This is a genomic window from Streptomyces sp. RKND-216 (genome assembly GCF_004795255.1).
In the GTDB taxonomy this organism is placed as follows: domain Bacteria; phylum Actinomycetota; class Actinomycetes; order Streptomycetales; family Streptomycetaceae; genus Streptomyces; species Streptomyces hazeniae.
Genome location: NZ_SSBQ01000002.1, coordinates 526,029 through 541,066, shown reverse-complemented (window position 1 = coordinate 541,066; position 15,038 = coordinate 526,029). Strand labels below are relative to the sequence as shown.

13 protein-coding genes are annotated in these 15,038 nt (G+C 71.5%); 2 read left to right on the top strand and 11 right to left on the bottom strand.

The window, feature by feature from the left end; genetic code table 11:
• Positions 1 to 14: 14 nt before the first annotated feature.
• Positions 15 to 1,442 (top strand): NAD(P)/FAD-dependent oxidoreductase, encoded by a 1,428-nt coding sequence (locus tag E4198_RS02670; protein ID WP_136181704.1) that lies wholly within the window; start codon positions 15 to 17, stop codon positions 1,440 to 1,442.
• Positions 1,443 to 1,545: 103 nt separating this feature from the next.
• On the opposite strand, the gene E4198_RS25770 is transcribed toward E4198_RS02670, so the two are convergent.
• Together E4198_RS25770 and E4198_RS02660 are read right to left on the bottom strand one after the other, a co-directional pair.
• On the bottom strand, positions 1,546 to 1,794 hold the full coding sequence (locus E4198_RS25770; protein ID WP_168711353.1) for a hypothetical protein: 249 nt from the start codon (positions 1,792 to 1,794) through the stop codon (positions 1,546 to 1,548).
• Positions 1,795 to 1,907: 113 nt separating this feature from the next.
• Positions 1,908 to 2,162 carry a hypothetical protein gene (locus E4198_RS02660; protein ID WP_136181703.1) on the bottom strand — a complete coding sequence of 85 codons (255 nt, stop codon included), beginning with the start codon at positions 2,160 to 2,162 and terminating at the stop codon, positions 1,908 to 1,910.
• A 129-nt stretch (positions 2,163 to 2,291) separates the two neighbouring features.
• Here E4198_RS02660 and E4198_RS02655 point away from each other — a divergent pair, with 129 nt between their 5' ends.
• The gene (locus tag E4198_RS02655) at positions 2,292 to 3,440 is read left to right on the top strand and encodes a glycerate kinase (protein ID WP_136181702.1); all 1,149 of its coding nucleotides are present in this window, start codon (positions 2,292 to 2,294) and stop codon (positions 3,438 to 3,440) included.
• 399 nt (positions 3,441 to 3,839) lie between these two features.
• Here the strand turns inward: E4198_RS02655 and pssA are convergent, their stop codons facing one another.
• The 9 genes from pssA to E4198_RS02610 all read right to left on the bottom strand — a co-directional run bounded on the left by pssA (position 3,840) and on the right by E4198_RS02610 (position 14,691).
• Positions 3,840 to 4,688, bottom strand: a complete 849-nt coding sequence (gene pssA, locus E4198_RS02650) for a CDP-diacylglycerol--serine O-phosphatidyltransferase (protein WP_210732769.1) — start codon at positions 4,686 to 4,688, stop codon at positions 3,840 to 3,842.
• Positions 4,675 to 5,322: a phosphatidylserine decarboxylase gene (locus tag E4198_RS02645; protein ID WP_136181701.1), complete on the bottom strand. Its 648-nt coding sequence runs from the start codon at positions 5,320 to 5,322 to the stop codon at positions 4,675 to 4,677. The genes pssA and E4198_RS02645 overlap by 14 nt, the downstream gene beginning before the upstream one ends.
• 193 nt (positions 5,323 to 5,515) lie before the next feature.
• Positions 5,516 to 6,721, bottom strand: coding sequence for an acyl-CoA dehydrogenase family protein (locus tag E4198_RS02640; RefSeq protein WP_136181700.1), 1,206 nt, complete (start codon positions 6,719 to 6,721; stop codon positions 5,516 to 5,518).
• 1 nt (position 6,722) lies between these two features.
• Positions 6,723 to 7,247 carry a MaoC family dehydratase gene (locus tag E4198_RS02635; protein ID WP_136181699.1) on the bottom strand — a complete coding sequence of 175 codons (525 nt, stop codon included), beginning with the start codon at positions 7,245 to 7,247 and terminating at the stop codon, positions 6,723 to 6,725.
• A 2-nt stretch (positions 7,248 to 7,249) separates the two neighbouring features.
• Positions 7,250 to 8,236, bottom strand: coding sequence for a CoA ester lyase (locus E4198_RS02630; RefSeq protein WP_136181698.1), 987 nt, complete (start codon positions 8,234 to 8,236; stop codon positions 7,250 to 7,252).
• Positions 8,233 to 10,290: a protein meaA gene (locus E4198_RS02625; protein WP_136181697.1), complete on the bottom strand. Its 2,058-nt coding sequence runs from the start codon at positions 10,288 to 10,290 to the stop codon at positions 8,233 to 8,235. Before E4198_RS02625 ends, E4198_RS02630 begins: the two co-directional genes overlap by 4 nt.
• Positions 10,291 to 10,303: 13 nt before the next feature.
• Positions 10,304 to 11,677 carry a crotonyl-CoA carboxylase/reductase gene (gene ccrA / locus E4198_RS02620; RefSeq protein ID WP_136181696.1) on the bottom strand — a complete coding sequence of 458 codons (1,374 nt, stop codon included), beginning with the start codon at positions 11,675 to 11,677 and terminating at the stop codon, positions 10,304 to 10,306.
• A gap of 360 nt (positions 11,678 to 12,037) precedes the next feature.
• The gene (locus tag E4198_RS02615; protein WP_210732768.1) at positions 12,038 to 12,829 is read right to left on the bottom strand and encodes a TetR family transcriptional regulator; all 792 of its coding nucleotides are present in this window, start codon (positions 12,827 to 12,829) and stop codon (positions 12,038 to 12,040) included.
• Positions 12,830 to 12,906: 77 nt separating this feature from the next.
• Positions 12,907 to 14,691, bottom strand: a complete 1,785-nt coding sequence (locus E4198_RS02610; RefSeq protein WP_136181694.1) for a 3-hydroxybutyryl-CoA dehydrogenase — start codon at positions 14,689 to 14,691, stop codon at positions 12,907 to 12,909.
• Between the last annotated feature and the right edge of the window lie 347 nt (positions 14,692 to 15,038).

Genomic DNA, 15,038 nt, shown 5'->3' with positions numbered 1-15,038 from the left:
AGGGGAGAGCCGAAATGCCGTCGATCCGGGACGCGGTGGTGGTGGGTGCCGGCCCCAACGGACTGACCGCGGCGGTGGAGCTGGCCCGCCGGGGCTTCTCCGTGGAGTTGTTCGAGGCGCTGGACACCGTCGGTGGAGGCGCGCGCACCGAGGAGCTGACGCTGCCGGGCTTCCGGCACGACCCGTGCTCGGCCGTGCATCCGCTCGGCGTCAACTCCCCGGCCTTCCGCGACATGCCGCTCGCCCGCCACGGCCTGGAGTGGCTGGAGTCCGAGCTGGCGATGGCGCACCCCTTCCCGGACGGTACGGCTGCGGTGCTGGCCCGTTCGGTGGGGGAGACCGCCGCGTCCCTGGGCAGCCGCGACGCGGGCGCGTACCGCAGGCTGGTCGCACCGCTGCTGCCCCGCTGGGACACCCTCGCCGCCGACTTTCTCGGCCTCGGCTCGGCCCTCAACGGACGTCTGCCGAGCGCCCCGTTCGGTCTCGCCCGCTTCGGCATGGCCGGGCTGCAGCCGGCGGCCTGGCTGAGCCGCCGCTTCCGCGACGAGAAGGCCCGTGCCCTGGTGGCCGGCATGGCCGGGCACGTCATCGCGCCCACGACCACGTTCGCGACCGGCGGCATCGCGCTGGTCTTCGCCCTGGCCGCGCATGCTCGCGGCTGGCCCGTCCCGCGCGGGGGCTCGCAGTCCGTCTCCGACGCCCTGGCCGCCTACCTGCGGGAGCTGGGCGGTGTGATCCACACTGGCTCCGAGGTGAAGCGGCTGGACGAGTTGCCGCCCGCGCGCGCGTACGTCTTCGACACCTCGCCGACCGCCCTGGCCCGCATCGCCGGTCTGGGCCATGCCTACGCCGGCTACACGTACGGAGCCAGCGCGTTCAAGATCGACTATGCGCTGGACGGCCCGGTCCCGTGGACCTCGCCCGAGGCCCGCCGCGCCACCACCGTGCACGTCGGGCACACCGCCGGGATGATCGACGACGCGCTGCGGCGCGCCATGCGGGGCCAGGACCCGGAGCGGCCCTTCCTGATCGCCGCCCAGCCCGGCCTCGTCGACCCGTCACGCGCGCCGGAGGGCCGGCAGGTCTTCTGGGTCTACGGCCACGTCCCCAACGGCTGGGACGGTGACGCCACCAAGGTCGTCGAGGAGCAGCTGGAGCGCTTCGCGCCCGGCTTCCGCGACCGGGTCCTCGCCCGTGCCACGGCCGGTCCGCCGGAACTCGCCGCGCGCAACGCGAACTACGTCGGCGGCGACATCGCGTGCGGCTCGGCGGCGGGCCTGCAGCTGCTGCTGCGGCCGAAGCTCGCGCGCGTCCCGTACGCCACCGCGCATCCGGCCGTCTACCTCTGCTCCTCCGCCACCCCGCCGGGCCCCGGCGTCCACGGCATGTCCGGCCACCACGCCGCCCGCGCCGTCTGGCGCCGTCTGTCGCTCGGCCGCTGAGGCCTGCCCCCGTCTTCCGGTCCCGCACAGCCGCGACGGCCGCGTCCTCCCGTGGGGCGAGAGGGCGCCACCCGGCGGTGTGCGGGTGTGGTGGGGCCGAGGGTCAGGCCCCGTAGCCGCGCGGGATGATCCAGTACCCAGCGGGGCCCATGCCGGTCTGCGCATGGCCCCGGACACGGACCCTCCAAGGCATGTATGCGTCAACTTCAGCAGGATGTGCGCGACGCGGATGTGCTTGTCCTCTGCCGCGATCGCCTCGCGCAGCGACAGCTCCAACGCCTTCTTGGCGCGCTGCCGTCACGCCCAGCCGGTTCAGCGTCGCCGCGCCGGGCTCCTGCGGGCGGCGCAGCACGGCGAGCAGCAGGTGCTCGGTGCCGATCAGTCGTGGTCGAGGCCGCGTGCCTCTTCCTGGGCCCGTACGACCACCTCGCGGGCCTGCCGGGTGAACCTCTCGAACATCTGCCCCTACCTCCCTGAGTGCTTCTTGTGCACGGCCTGCCTGCTGACGCCGAGGGCGGTCCCGATCTCTTCCCAGGACCAGCCCCGGGTGCGGGCGCTGTCCACCTGGAGCGCCTCCAGGCGCTCCACCAGTCGCCGCAGCGCGGCGACGGCCCGCAGGCCGACGCGCGGGTCGCGGTCGCCCGCGGCCTGTGCCGCATCGAGCGCGCTGCGGGCCTCCTGCCCTTCGGGCGCGTTCCGCGCCTCCGTTCCCTCGGTCATGGCGTCAACGTAGGGTGACAAAACCTCGCATGTCAATGTCAGTTGACATGCCTGGTCGGCGGAGGGCGGTGCCGGATAGGGTCGGGGGCGGCGCGACTGCCCGGTTCGAGAAGCAAGGGACGACACTCAATGGCTCCAACAGGGCGCGTGCTGATCGCTGCCGACAAGTTCAAGGGCTCCCTCACGGCCGTGCAGGTCGCCGAGCACGTCACCGCCGGGCTGCGCCGGGCGCGGCCCGGCCTCGAGGTGGAGGCGCTCCCCGTGGCCGACGGAGGCGACGGCACCGTTGCCGCGGCCGTCGCGGGCGGCTTCGCGCGGCGCGAGGTCCGCGTGACCGGGCCGCTCGGCACCCCGGTCACAGCCGCGTACGCGCTGCGCGACGGCACCGCCGTGGTCGAGATGGCCGAGGCGTCCGGCCTGCAACGCCTGCCCGACGGCGTCCTCGCGCCGCTGAGCGCCACCACGTACGGCACCGGCGAGGTGCTGCTCGCCGCGATCGAGGCCGGTGCGCGGACCGTCGTATTCGGCGTCGGCGGCTCCGCCACAACGGACGGCGGCGCGGGCATGCTCGAAGCCCTGGGGGCCCGCTTCCTCGACCTGGACGGCGACCCGCTCCCGCCCGGCGGCGGGCCGTTGCGGGAACTGGACACCGCCGACCTGTCCCGCCTCGACCCGCGGCTGCGGGACGTCGAGGTGGTGCTCGCCAGCGACGTCGACAACCCTCTCACCGGCCCCCAGGGTGCGGCCGTCGTCTACGGGCCGCAGAAGGGCGCCTCGGAGACCGATGTGGAGGCGCTCGACGCGGGACTGGCCCGGCTCGCGCAGGTGCTGGCGGAGGTGGCCGGACCGGACGCGGGCCGGGACGTCACCGCCGCGGCCCAGGCCCCCGGCGCGGGCGCGGCCGGCGGAATCGGCTTCGCCGCGCTGGTCGGCCTGGGCGCCGCCTTCCGCCCCGGCATCGAGGTCCTGTTGGACGTGTTGGGCTTCGCGCCCGCACTGGGACGCGCCGACCTGGTGATCACGGGGGAGGGGTCGCTGGACGCGCAGACCCTGCACGGGAAGGCCCCGGCCGGGGTCGCCGCGGCGGCGCGGGCGGCGGGCAAGCCCGTGGTCGCCGTGTGCGGGCGTCTGGCGATCGACGTCGCGGCGCTGCGCGGCGCCGGCATCGAGGCGGCGTACCCCCTCACCGCACTGGAGCCCGACCCGGCCCGCTGCATGGCGGAGGCGGGTCCCCTGCTCGAACGCGTCGCCGAACGTCTGGCCGCCGACCGCCTGTAGTCCTCCGGGTCCGCGCCGGGCGCCTCGACGTCGTGGGCGCTCGGCACCGGAGCCCCTGCCGGTGTGGGGCGCCGCACGACCTGCGTCCGGCGCGGCCGCAGCTCCGGGCGGGCGTCGCGACTGCGAGCCGGCCCCGGTATGGCCCCGGCGGGTATGTCGCCGCGCGCACCAGCCGCCCGGGACGTGGGCGGCAGCGACAGTCGGCTCGCCGTGCCGCGGCGCAGTCCCGCCCCGTCCGGACGGTGGTGACGGCGGTGGCGCCGGGGCCGTCCGCGAGGCCGGGGGCCGCACCACGGCCGCACCCCGCGCGCAGCGCCCGTGGACAGCGCGACGGCCCGGGGCCGTGGGCCCCGGGCCGTCGCGGCGCGTGCGTGCCGTGCGTCCCGAACCGAACGGGTCCTAGTTCTGCGCGGCGGCCCGCGCCTCGCGCCGGTTGTCGCGGAAGGCGTGCACCCGCCGGGCGGTCGCGAACAGCGGGATCACCGCGCCGAGCACGACCTGGAGGGCGCAGCCGGTCTGGAGCAGCAGCTCGCCTCCCGGGGCCTCGAACGCCCACGCGGCCAGCAGGCCCATGCTGAGCACGATCCAGCTGAGCATCGCGACCGCGAGGCGCCCCCGCGGCTTCGGGTACTCCACGCGGCTGACCATCAGCCACGCCACGCCGAAGATGGCCAGCAGCGTCGGGATGAACGGCAGCCCGAGCAGCACGATGGACACCACCGTCAGCGCCCCGAAGGGGCTGGGCATGCCCTGGAAGATGCCGTCCCGCAGGGTGACGCAGGAGAAGCGGGCGAGCCGCAGTACGACGGCCAGCATCACCACGACCGCGGCCACCACGGAGACCCGCTGGTGCGCGTCGGAGGCGACCATGCCCCAGACGGCCACGAAGTAGGCGGGGGCCAGGCCGAAGCTGATCAGGTCGGAGAGGTTGTCCAGCTCCGCACCCATCGCCGAGCTGCGCAGCTTTCGTGCGACGAGGCCGTCGAAGAGGTCGAAGACCGAGGCCAGCAGCATCAGGATGACGGCGGTCGCGGCCGAGTGGCGGGCCATCCCGCCGTCGTCGTTCCCCATCAGGTGGGGGATGAGTACGCCGGTGGTGGTGAAGTAGACCGCGAGGAAGCCGCATGTGGCGTTCCCCAGCGTCAGCGTGTCCGCTATCGACAGCCGCATCGACAGCGGCATCTCGTCGTCGTCCTCGTCGGCCTCGGGCACCCAGGCGGCCTGGGTGTCGGGATCAATCACGGTCAAGACGTGTCACCCCCGCGGTAGTCGCCTGGCCCACCTCGACGGCGGGCTCGATGCCCTCCGGGAGGTAGACGTCCACCCGCGAACCGAAGCGGATGAGACCAATGCGCTCGCCCTGCTCCACCTTTGTACCCTCCGGCACGTAGGGGATGATGCGGCGCGCGACCGTGCCGGCGATCTGGATCATCTCGATGTCGCCGATCTCGGTGTCGAAGTGCCAGACGACGCGCTCGTTGTGTTCGCTCTCCTTGTTGAACGCCGGGACGAATCTGCCGGGTACGTGCTCCACGGAGGTCACCGTGCCGGCCAGCGGTGCACGGTTCACGTGCACGTTGAGCGGGCTCATGAAGATCGCCACTCTTGTGCGGCCGTCCTTCCACGGCATGATGCTCTGCACCACGCCGTCGGCCGGGGAGATCACCCTGCCCTGGGTGATCTCGCGCTCCGGGTCGCGGAAGAACCACAGCATTCCGGCGGCGAGCGCGGTGGCCGGCACGGCGACCGCGCGGGCCCGGCCGGAGCGGCGGGAGCGGAGGAGGCTGACCGCCGCGGTGGCCACGGTCGGCAGGAGCCACGGCGACGCTCCGCGCGCGAGGCGGACTCGACCGCTGGGTGCAGAGGACTGGCTGTCGGGCATGGAAGACCTTCGTAGCTTCTCTAGGTGCCGCGTTCGGTTCGGGGGACGGCGGCTTTCCGGGATGCTACCGGTTACTGGGGGCAACTGGGCAAGCCAGAGCGCCAGTCGGAGCCGGAACCCCTGGTCCGGATACTTCCCCGGGCGTGCCGGACGCACACCGGGGAGTACCCGGACCAGCGGCTCCGTGGACGCGTCAGCCCGGGAGGCGGTACTCCTCCAGCAGCCGGCGTCCGACGATCATCTTCTGGATCTCGGCGGTTCCTTCACCGATCAGGAGCATCGGCGCCTCCCGGTACAGGCGCTCGATCTCGTACTCCTTGGAGAAACCGTACCCGCCATGGATGCGGAAAGCGTCCTCCACGACCTCCTTGCAGTACTCGGAGGCGAGATATTTGGCCATCCCCGCCTCCAGGTCGTTGCGTTCGCCGGAGTCCTTCCGGCGCGCCGCGCCGACCATGAGGACGTGTGCCGCTTCCACCTTCGTGCCCATTTCAGCCAGTTTGAACTGAATGGCCTGGTGCTGCGCGATCGGCTTGCCGAAGGTGTGTCGCTGCTGCGCGTAGTCGATGCCCAGCTCGAAGGCACGCTGAGCGACCCCGCAGCCACGCGCGGCGACGTTGACGCGGCCGACCTCGACGCCGTCCATCATCTGATAGAAGCCGCGTCCGGTCTGCCCGCCCAGTACGCGATCGGCCGGAATGCGCAGGCCATCCATGATCAACTCGGTGGTGTCGACACCCTTGTAGCCCATCTTCTCGATCTTGCCCGGGATGGTCAGCCCCGGCCGGACCTCACCGAACCCGGGCTCCTTCTCCACCAGGAACGTCGTCATCGACCGGTGCGGCGCCGTCCCCTCCGGGTGGCCCTCGTCGGTCCGGCACAGCACCGCGACCAGCGTGGACGAGCCGCCGTTGGTGAGCCACATCTTCTGGCCGGTCAGCACGTACTCCTCGCCGTCGCGGACCCCCTTGGAGGAGATCGCCGAGACGTCGGAGCCCAGCCCGGGTTCCGACATGGAGAAGGCGCCGCGGACCTCGCCGGTGGCCATCCTCGGCAGGAAGTGGTCCTTCTGCTCCCGGGTGCCGTGCTGCTTGAGCATGTACGCCACGATGAAGTGGGTGTTGATGATGCCGGAGACGCTCATCCAGCCGCGCGCGATCTCCTCCACGCACAGCGCGTAGGTCAGCAGCGACTCGCCGAGCCCGCCGTACTCCTCGGGAATCATCAGGCCGAAGACGCCCAGGTCCTTGAGGCCCTCGACGATCTCGGTGGGGTACTCGTCCCGGTGCTCCAGTTCGGTGGCGACCGGGAGGATCTCCTTGTCGACAAAGCTGCGGACGGTGGAGACGATCTCCCGCTGGACGTCCGTCAGGCCCTCGGTCTGTGCGAGCCGTCCCATGTCACTTCGCCCCCCTCGGTGCCGGCTCCCGCAGTTCGGGACGTCCGGGCTGTTCGCCGCCGCGCGCCGCGACGTAGGTCGCGGTCGGCACCATCACCTTGCGGCGGAAGGTGCAGACCAGCGTGCCGTCCTGGTTGTAGCCCTTCGTCTCCACGTGCACGATGCCGCGGTCGCTCTTCGACCTCGACGGCGTCTTGTCCAGCACGGTCGTCTCGCCGTAGAGCGTGTCGCCGTGGAACGTCGGCGCGACGTGCCGGAGCGACTCGATCTCCAGGTTGGCGATCGCCTTGCCCGAGACGTCCGGCACGGACATGCCCAGCAGCAGCGAGTAGACGTAGTTGCCGACGACGACGTTCCGGCCGAAGTCGGTGGTCCGCTCCGCGTAGTGGGCGTCCATGTGGAGCGGGTGGTGGTTCATGGTCAGCAGGCAGAAGAGGTGGTCGTCGTACTCGGTGACCGTCTTCCCCGGCCAGTGCTTGTAGACGTCGCCGACCTCGAACTCCTCGTAGGTGCGCCCGAACTGCATGATCAGGCCTCCGGGGGCTGGAAGGCGGACGTGCGGGTCATGCCGGCGGCACGCCCCTTGCCTGCGACGACCAGCGCCATCTTCCGGCTGGCCTCGTCGATCATCTCGTCGCCGAGCATCGCCGACCCCTTCTTGCCGCCCTCCTCGGAGGTGAACCACTCGTAGGCGTCGAGGATCAGCTCCGCGTGGTCGTAGTCGTCCTGGGACGGGGAGAAGATCTCGTTGGACGCCTCCACCTGGCCCGGGTGCAGCACCCACTTGCCGTCGAAGCCCAGGGCCGCTGCACGGCCGGCGACCTCGCGGTAGCCGTCGACGTTCTTGATCTGGAGGTAGGGGCCGTCGATCGCCTGGAGGTCGTTGGCGCGCGCCGCCATCAGGATGCGCATCAGGATGTAGTGGTAGGCGTCGGCCGGGTAACCGGGCGGCTGCTCGCCCACCACGAGGGACTTCATGTTGATGGACGCCATGAAGTCCGCCGGGCCGAAGATGACCGTCTCCAGCCGGGGCGAGGCGGCCGCGATCTCGTCGACGTTCACCAGGCCGCGCGCGTTCTCGATCTGCGCCTCGATGCCGATGCGGCCGACTTCCAGGCCGACGGTCTTCTCGATCTGGGTGAGCAGCATGTCCAGCGCCTGCACCTGCTGAGCGTCCTGCACCTTGGGCAGCATGATGCAGTCCAGGTTCGCGCCGGCGCCCTCGACGACCGTGATGACGTCCCGGTAGGTCCAGTGCGTTGTCCAGTCGTTGACCCGCACCACCCGGGTCTTCCCCGTCCAGTCGCCCTCGTTGAGGAACTTCACGATGGTGTGCCGCGCATCCGGCTTCGCCAGGGGCGCGCAGGCGTCCTCCAGGTCGAGGAAGACCTGGTCGGCGGGGAGGCCCTGGGCCTTCTCCAGAAAACGCGGGTTGGAGCCCGGCACCGCGAGGCAGGAGCGGCGCGGGCGGAGCGGCTTCGCAGCGGTCTCCGGGGGACCGGCGGGGGCTGTCATGCGGGGACCTCCAGTGGTTCGAGCGTGTTCGCGGACCGGATCTCGTCGACGATACGGCCGATGATCTCCGTGATCCCGAAGTCCTTGGGTGTGAAGACGGCGGCCACTCCGGCGGCCTTCAGAGCGGCGGCGTCGGCCGAGGGGATGATGCCGCCGACGACCACCGGGACGTCGTCGGCGCCGGCCTCGCGCAGCCGCCGGAGCACGTCAGGCACCAGCTCGGCGTGCGAGCCGGAGAGGATGGACAGGCCGACGCAGTGCACGTCCTCGGCGACCGCGGCGGAGACGATCTGCTCCGGGGTGAGCCGGATGCCCTGGTAGACCACCTCGAAGCCGGCGTCCCGGGCGCGTACGGCGATCTGCTCGGCGCCGTTGCTGTGGCCGTCCAGGCCCGGCTTGCCGACCAGCAGCCGCAGCCGCCCGCCGCCCAGGTCGTCGGCCGTGCGGCTCACCCGGCGACGCACCTCCGCGAGCGTCGAGCCCTTCTCGGCCGTCACCGCGACCGGCGCGCCGGACACCCCGGTGGGGGCGCGGAACTCGCCGAAGACCTCCCGCAGCGCGCCCGCCCACTCGCCGGTGGTCACCCCGGCGCGGGCGCACTCCAGGGTCGCCTCCATCAGGTTGGCGTCCGTGGTGGCGGCCTTCTTGAGCAGCTCCAGCGCCTTCGCCGACGGTGGCCACACGTTGTCCCTCGGCCCGGGGGCCTGGGAGGTGCCCCCAGGCTCGTCCCGCGTCCGCCGCCAGTCCTTGACCGCCTGGACGGTGCGGGCCTCGGTCGCCGGGTCGATGGTGAGGATTGCGGCGTCCAGGTCCGCCGTGAGCGGGGAGGGTTCGGTGCCCTCGTAGCAGTTGACGCCGACGATCCGCTCCTCACCGGCCTCGATCTTCGCCCGCCGCTCCGCGTGGGAGGAGACCAGCTGCGACTTCAGATAGCCGGACTCCACGGCCGCCATCACGCCGCCCATCTCCTCGATGCGTTCCATCTCGGTCAGCGCGTCGGAGACCAGCGACTCGACCTTCGCCTCGACGACGTGGGAGCCGGCGAACAGGTCGTCGTACTCCAGCAGGTCGCTCTCGTGGGCGAGGACCTGCTGGATGCGCAGCGACCACTGCTGGTCCCAGGGCCGGGGGAGCCCCAGCGCCTCATTCCACGCGGGCAGCTGCACGGCCCGTGCGCGGGCGTCCTTGGAGAGCGTGACGGCGAGCATCTCCAGCACGATCCGCTGCACGTTGTTCTCCGGCTGCGCCTCGGTCAGGCCGAGCGAGTTGACCTGCACGCCGTACCGGAAGCGGCGCTGCTTGGGGTCTTCGATGCCGTACCGCTCGCGGGCGATGCGGTCCCACAGCCGGGTGAACGCCCGCATCTTGCACATCTCCTCGACGAACCGGACGCCCGCGTTGACGAAGAAGGAGATGCGGCCGACGACGTCCCCGAACCGTTCGGCCGGGATCTGACCGGAGTCGCGCACCGAGTCCAGCACGGCGACCGCGGTGCTCAGCGCGTACGCGACCTCCTGCACAGGCGTGGCCCCGGCTTCCTGCAGGTGGTAGCTGCAGATGTTGATCGGGTTCCACTTCGGCATGTGGTTGACCGTGTACGCGATCATGTCGGTCGTCAGCCGCAGGCTCGGCACCGGCGGGAACACGTGTGTCCCGCGGGACAGGTACTCCTTGACGATGTCGTTCTGCGTCGTGCCGGACAGTTTCGAGACGTCCGCGCCCTGTTCCTCCGCGACCACCTGGTAGAGCGCCAGCAGCCACATGGCCGTGGCGTTGATGGTCATGGAGGTGTTCATCTGCTCCAGCGGGATGTCCTGGAACAGCCGCCGCATGTCACCGACGTGGGAGACCGGTACGCCGACCCGGCCCACCTCTCCGCGGGCCAGGACGTGGTCCGGGTCGTAGCCGGTCTGTGTGGGCAGGTCGAACGCCACCGACAGGCCGGTCTGTCCCTTGTCCAGGTTGCGGCGGTACAGCTCGTTGGACGCCTCCGCCGTGGAGTGGCCGGCGTAGGTGCGCATCAGCCACGGCCGGTCCTTCTTCCGCTCTGTCATGTGCGGACCTCCGTCACACGTTCCTGCTGTGGCCGTCGGTTCGCTCGCCCTCGGCATCGCGAAACAGGTTGATGGCCTCTTCGTGCCGTGCCCGCTTCTCCTGGTCGCGGACGCCCATGCCCTCCTCGGGGGCCAGGCAGAGCACGCCGACTTTGCCCTGGTGCAGGTTCTTGTGCACGTCGTACGCGGCCTGGCCGGTGTCCTCCAGCGCGTAGCTCCGGGAGAGCGTGGGGTGGATCTTCCCCTTGGCGATCAGCCGGTTGGCCTCCCACGCCTCCCGGTAGTTGGCGAAGTGCGAACCGACGATCCGCTTCAGCGACATCCACAGGTAGCGGTTGTCGTAGGTGTGCTCGTAACCCGAGGTGGAGGCGCAGGTGACGATCGTGCCGCCCTTGCGCGTGACGTACACGCTCGCGCCGAACGTCTCCCGGCCCGGGTGCTCGAAGACGATGTCCACGTCCTCGCCGCCGGTGAGTTCGCGGATGCGCTTGCCGAAGCGCTTCCATTCGCGCGGGTCCTGGTGGTGCTCGTCCTTCCAGAACCGGTAGCCCTCCGCCTTGCGGTCGATGATCGCCTCGGCGCCCATCTTCCGGCAGATCTCGGCCTTGTCCTCGCTGGAGACGACGCAGATCGGGTTGGCACCGCCGGCGAGCGCGAACTGCGTGGCGTAAGAGCCCAGACCGCCGCTCGCGCCCCAGATCAGCACGTTGTCACCCTGCTTCATCCCCGCGCCGTTCTGCGAGACCAGCTGGCGGTAGGCGGTGGAGTTGACCAGGCCCGGGGCGGCGGCCTCCTCCCAGGAGAGGTGGTCCGGCTTGGGCATCAGCTGGTTCGTCTTGACCAGGGCGATCTCGGCCAGGCCGCCGAAGTTGGTCTCGAACCCCCAGATGCGCTGCTCGGGGTCGAGCATCGTGTCGTTGTGGCCGTCCGCGCTCTCCAGCTCGACGGAGAGGCAGTGGGCGACGACCTCGTCGCCGGGGTGCCACTTGTTGACCCCGGGGCCGGTACGCAGCACGACACCGGCCAGGTCGGAGCCGATGATGTGGTACGGCAGGTCGTGCCGCTCGGTCAGCGGCGACAGGCGCCCGTAGCGCTCGAGGAAGGCGAAGGTGGAGACCGGCTCGAAGATCGAGGTCCACACCGAGTTGTAGTTGACCGAGGACGCCATCACGGCGACCAGGGCCTCGCCCGGACCGAGCTCGGGAACGGGCACCTCGTCGAGGTGGAGGGACTTGCGGGGGTCCTTCTCCCCGCTGGGCAGCCCCTCGAACATCCCTTGGTCCTCCTTGTGCACGGTGACCGCGCGGTAGGACTCCGGGAGCTCGAGTGCGGCGAAGTCTTCGGGCGTCGAGTCGGATGCGAGGATCGCGTCGAGGATCTTGTTCACGGTAATGCCTCCGGCGAAGCGCGTAGCGGGAGAACGCTTGAGGGAAACGTCGGTGCTGAGGCAGTGCCGTCGGTTCGGCGGATGTGCGGCGGTGCGCCGTGGTGGGCGCGGGGGTGCCTGTGACGCAGGCGTCCGGGAGCGCGTGGCGGGTGCGCCGTACGGGACAGCGCGCCCGGACCCCTTCACCGTATGACACCCAGTGCCAGCGCACAAGGCACTAGGTGCCATGATTTTCTCTCACGTGTCACCTCCGGTGCACACCTGAGCGGGAGTGCGGGCCGTGCGCCGGAATGTGTCCCCGGTCCCGGCCTCTCCCGAAACCGGGGGCCGTCCGCGGGGGAGCCGTGGGGAGCGGAGGACTCAGCGGCGGTCGCGCAGCGCCGCCTCGATCGACGCCATGATCTCCGCCGGAGATGCGTCCGTTCGGGCGACGGTGACCAGCACGTCGCCCCGCCCCGGGTCTCCGGCCGTGGGTCGCACCGTCGCCGCCGGGCGGTCCGCCGCGAACCCGGTGCCGAACGTCCGCCGGACGATCGCGAAGGCGTGGTCCAGCTGCGCTTCCACGTCTCCCACGGCCCCGCCCCGCAGCCACCGCCGCAGCACGTGGTTGTGCGCGGTGACGACGGCCGACGCCGCGACCTCGGCCAGTAGCGGCTCGTCGAAACTCGTCGCGCCGTCCCCCGCGTCGCGGTGCGCCGCCTCGTCGAAGTGGCCGAGCAGGTAGCGCGTGAACAGCCGCTCGTACCGTGCGACGGAGGCGATCTCGCGTTCGCGCAGCGCGGGCACCTCGCGCGTCAGCTTGTACCGCTCGACGCTCCCCTGCGGGGAGGCCGCGTACATCTTCATGACCTCCTTGATGCCGCGGCACACCGTGTCCAGCGGGTGCTCGTGCGCCGGCGCGGCCTCCAGCACCGCCTGCGCGCGCACCAGGGTGTCGTCGTGGTCCGGGAAGATCGCCTCTTCCTTCGAGCGGAAGTGCCGGAAGAAGGTCCGCCGGGCGACCCCGGCCGTGGCGGCGATCTCGTCGACGGTCGTCGCCTCGTATCCCTTGGTCGCGAACAGTTCCATCGCCGCTGCGGCGAGTTCGCGTCGGATCTTCAGCCGCTGTGTCGACGCGGCGGGGGTGCGGGCGGGCTTCACGGACTCCGGCATGTGGTGCACGTTACACGGTGTGACCTGCACGGAAGGCGGGCCTCCCGGGGGTTCCAGGAGGCCGCCCCAGCCCGGGCTCACCGTGACGCGTACTCACGGAAGCCGCGACCGGACTTCCGCCCCAGGCAGCCCGCCGCGACCAGGTGCTCCAGCAGAGGCGCGGGTGCCAGCCCCGGGTCGCGGAACTCGTCGTGCAGCACCCGTTCGATGGCGAGCGAGACGTCCAGCCCGACGACGTCCAGCAGTTCGAACGGCCCCATCGGGTATCCGCCGCCCAGCCTCATCGCCGCATCGATGTCGTCCAGCGAGGCGTAATGCTCCTCCAGCATCTTCACCGCGTTGTTCAGGTACGGGAACAGCAGGGCGTTCACGATGAAGCCCGCCCGGTCGCCGCAGTCGACGGGGTGCTTGCGCACCTTCGTGCACACCTCCCGCACGGTCGCGTGCACGTCGTCCGCGGTCAGGACGGTGCGCACGACCTCGACCAGCTTCATTGCCGGGGCCGGGTTGAAGAAGTGCATGCCGACCACGTCCTGCGGGCGTTCGGTGGCCCGTGCGCAGGCGACCACCGGCAGCGACGAGGTCGTCGTCGCCAGCACCGCCCCCGGCTTGCACACCTTGTCCAGTGCGCCGAACAGCTCCCGTTTGACGTCCAGGTCCTCGGCGACCGCCTCCACCGCCAGGTCCACGTCGGCGAGTGCGTCCAGCGTGCCGGCCGGGGTGATGCGGGCCAGCGCCGCGTCGCGGTCCGCCTCGCTGAGCCGTCCCTTGGACACCGAGCGCCCCAGGGACGTGGCGACCCGTGCCTTGGCCCGCTCCGCCTTCTCCTCGCTGCGGGCGGCAAGCACCGTCGGGTACCCGGCCTTGGCGAACACCTCCGCGATGCCGGCCGCCATGGTGCCGGACCCGATCACACCGACGCCGTGCACCGGCCGGCCGGCGCTCTGGCCCGCGCCGGGGTCGGGCGTACGGGCGTCCGGGACGACGACGGCCGAGCCCGGGGCCTCGTAGGTGTAGAAGCCGGCCCCGGACTTGCGGCCCGTCAGGCCCGCGTCGCTCAGCTGGCGCAGGATCGGCGCCGGGGCGTGCAGGCGGTCGCGGGACTGCGCGTACATGGCGTCCAGCACGGTGCGGGCCGTGTCGATGCCGATCAGGTCCAGCAGCGCGAGCGGCCCCATGGGCAGGCCGCAGCCGAGCCGCATCGCTGCGTCGATGTCCTCGCGGCCGGCGTAGTGCGACTCGTACATGGCCGCGGCCTGATTGAGGTAGCCGAAGAGCAGGCCGTCCGCGACGAACCCGGGACGGTCGCCGACGGCGATCGGGTCCTTGCCCAGGTCCCGGGCGAGCTGGGTGACGGCGGCGACGGCCGCGGGGGACGTCAGCACCGACGAGACCACCTCGACCAGCTTCATCGCCGGGGCCGGGTTGAAGAAGTGCAGCCCCAGGACGCGTTCGGGCCGGTCGGAGTCCGCCGCCAGCCGTGTCACGGACAGCGCGTTCGTACCGGTCGCCAGGATGGTGTCCGGCCGCACCACGGCGTCCAGGGCGGCGAAGACCTGGCACTTGGTGTCGTAGTCCTCGGGCACGACCTCGATGACCAGGTCGGCCTCCGCGGCAGCCTGGAGGTCGGGGAAGGTGCGGAAGCGGGACAGCGCGTCGCGCCGCTCTTCGACGGTCATGCGTCCGCGCTCGACGGCGCGCGCGGTCGAGGATTCCAGCGCGGCCACCGCACGGCGGGCGGCCGCCTCGTCGGTGTCGATGCCGATGACCTCGCGGCCGGCGCGGGTCAGCACGTCGGAGATGCCGGTGCCCATGGTTCCCAGGCCGACGACGGCGATGGTGTGCAGAGATGGACGGTCCATGACGGACTCCCAGGTGACGACTGATGAGGGTGCCGCCGCGCAGGAACGCGCGCGCAGCGGAGGAAGGGAGCCGACGGCCCTGTCCCGGGGCCGCGCCGGCTGGAAGAAGGTTGCCGAACCGACTGCACTCTCGGCGGCTGCGTCACCAGGCCGCCTGAGCGGGGGTGCCGCTCTGATGAGCAGGCTAACTCGCCGGTAACAAGAACGCCAGAGGGGAACGGCAAAAACTTGGCACTGAGTGCCACCCGGATTCGGCCAGTTCCGGAGGGTTGCCGCAGGTGCCGCCGGTCAAGGCTTCCGGCAGGTCCGCCGGCCCCGGCCTGGACCGCACCGACCGGCGGGAGGAA

What these genes read in the sequence shown, in the direction of transcription:
- E4198_RS02640 (WP_136181700.1), bottom strand. Translation starts at nt 6,721, where the DNA reads ATGGGACGGCTCGCACAGACCGAGGGCCTGACGGACGTCCAGCGGGAG.
- E4198_RS02630 (WP_136181698.1), bottom strand. Translation starts at nt 8,236, where the DNA reads ATGACAGCCCCCGCCGGTCCCCCGGAGACCGCTGCGAAGCCGCTCCGC.
- E4198_RS02655 (WP_136181702.1), top strand. Translation starts at nt 2,292, where the DNA reads ATGGCTCCAACAGGGCGCGTGCTGATCGCTGCCGACAAGTTCAAGGGC.
- E4198_RS02670 (WP_136181704.1), top strand. Translation starts at nt 15, where the DNA reads ATGCCGTCGATCCGGGACGCGGTGGTGGTGGGTGCCGGCCCCAACGGA.
- E4198_RS02660 (WP_136181703.1), bottom strand. Translation starts at nt 2,162, where the DNA reads ATGACCGAGGGAACGGAGGCGCGGAACGCGCCCGAAGGGCAGGAGGCC.
- E4198_RS02645 (WP_136181701.1), bottom strand. Translation starts at nt 5,322, where the DNA reads ATGCCCGACAGCCAGTCCTCTGCACCCAGCGGTCGAGTCCGCCTCGCG.
- E4198_RS02610 (WP_136181694.1), bottom strand. Translation starts at nt 14,691, where the DNA reads ATGGACCGTCCATCTCTGCACACCATCGCCGTCGTCGGCCTGGGAACC.
- E4198_RS02635 (WP_136181699.1), bottom strand. Translation starts at nt 7,247, where the DNA reads ATGCAGTTCGGGCGCACCTACGAGGAGTTCGAGGTCGGCGACGTCTAC.
- E4198_RS02625 (WP_136181697.1), bottom strand. Translation starts at nt 10,290, where the DNA reads ATGACAGAGCGGAAGAAGGACCGGCCGTGGCTGATGCGCACCTACGCC.
- E4198_RS02615 (WP_210732768.1), bottom strand. Translation starts at nt 12,829, where the DNA reads ATGCCGGAGTCCGTGAAGCCCGCCCGCACCCCCGCCGCGTCGACACAG.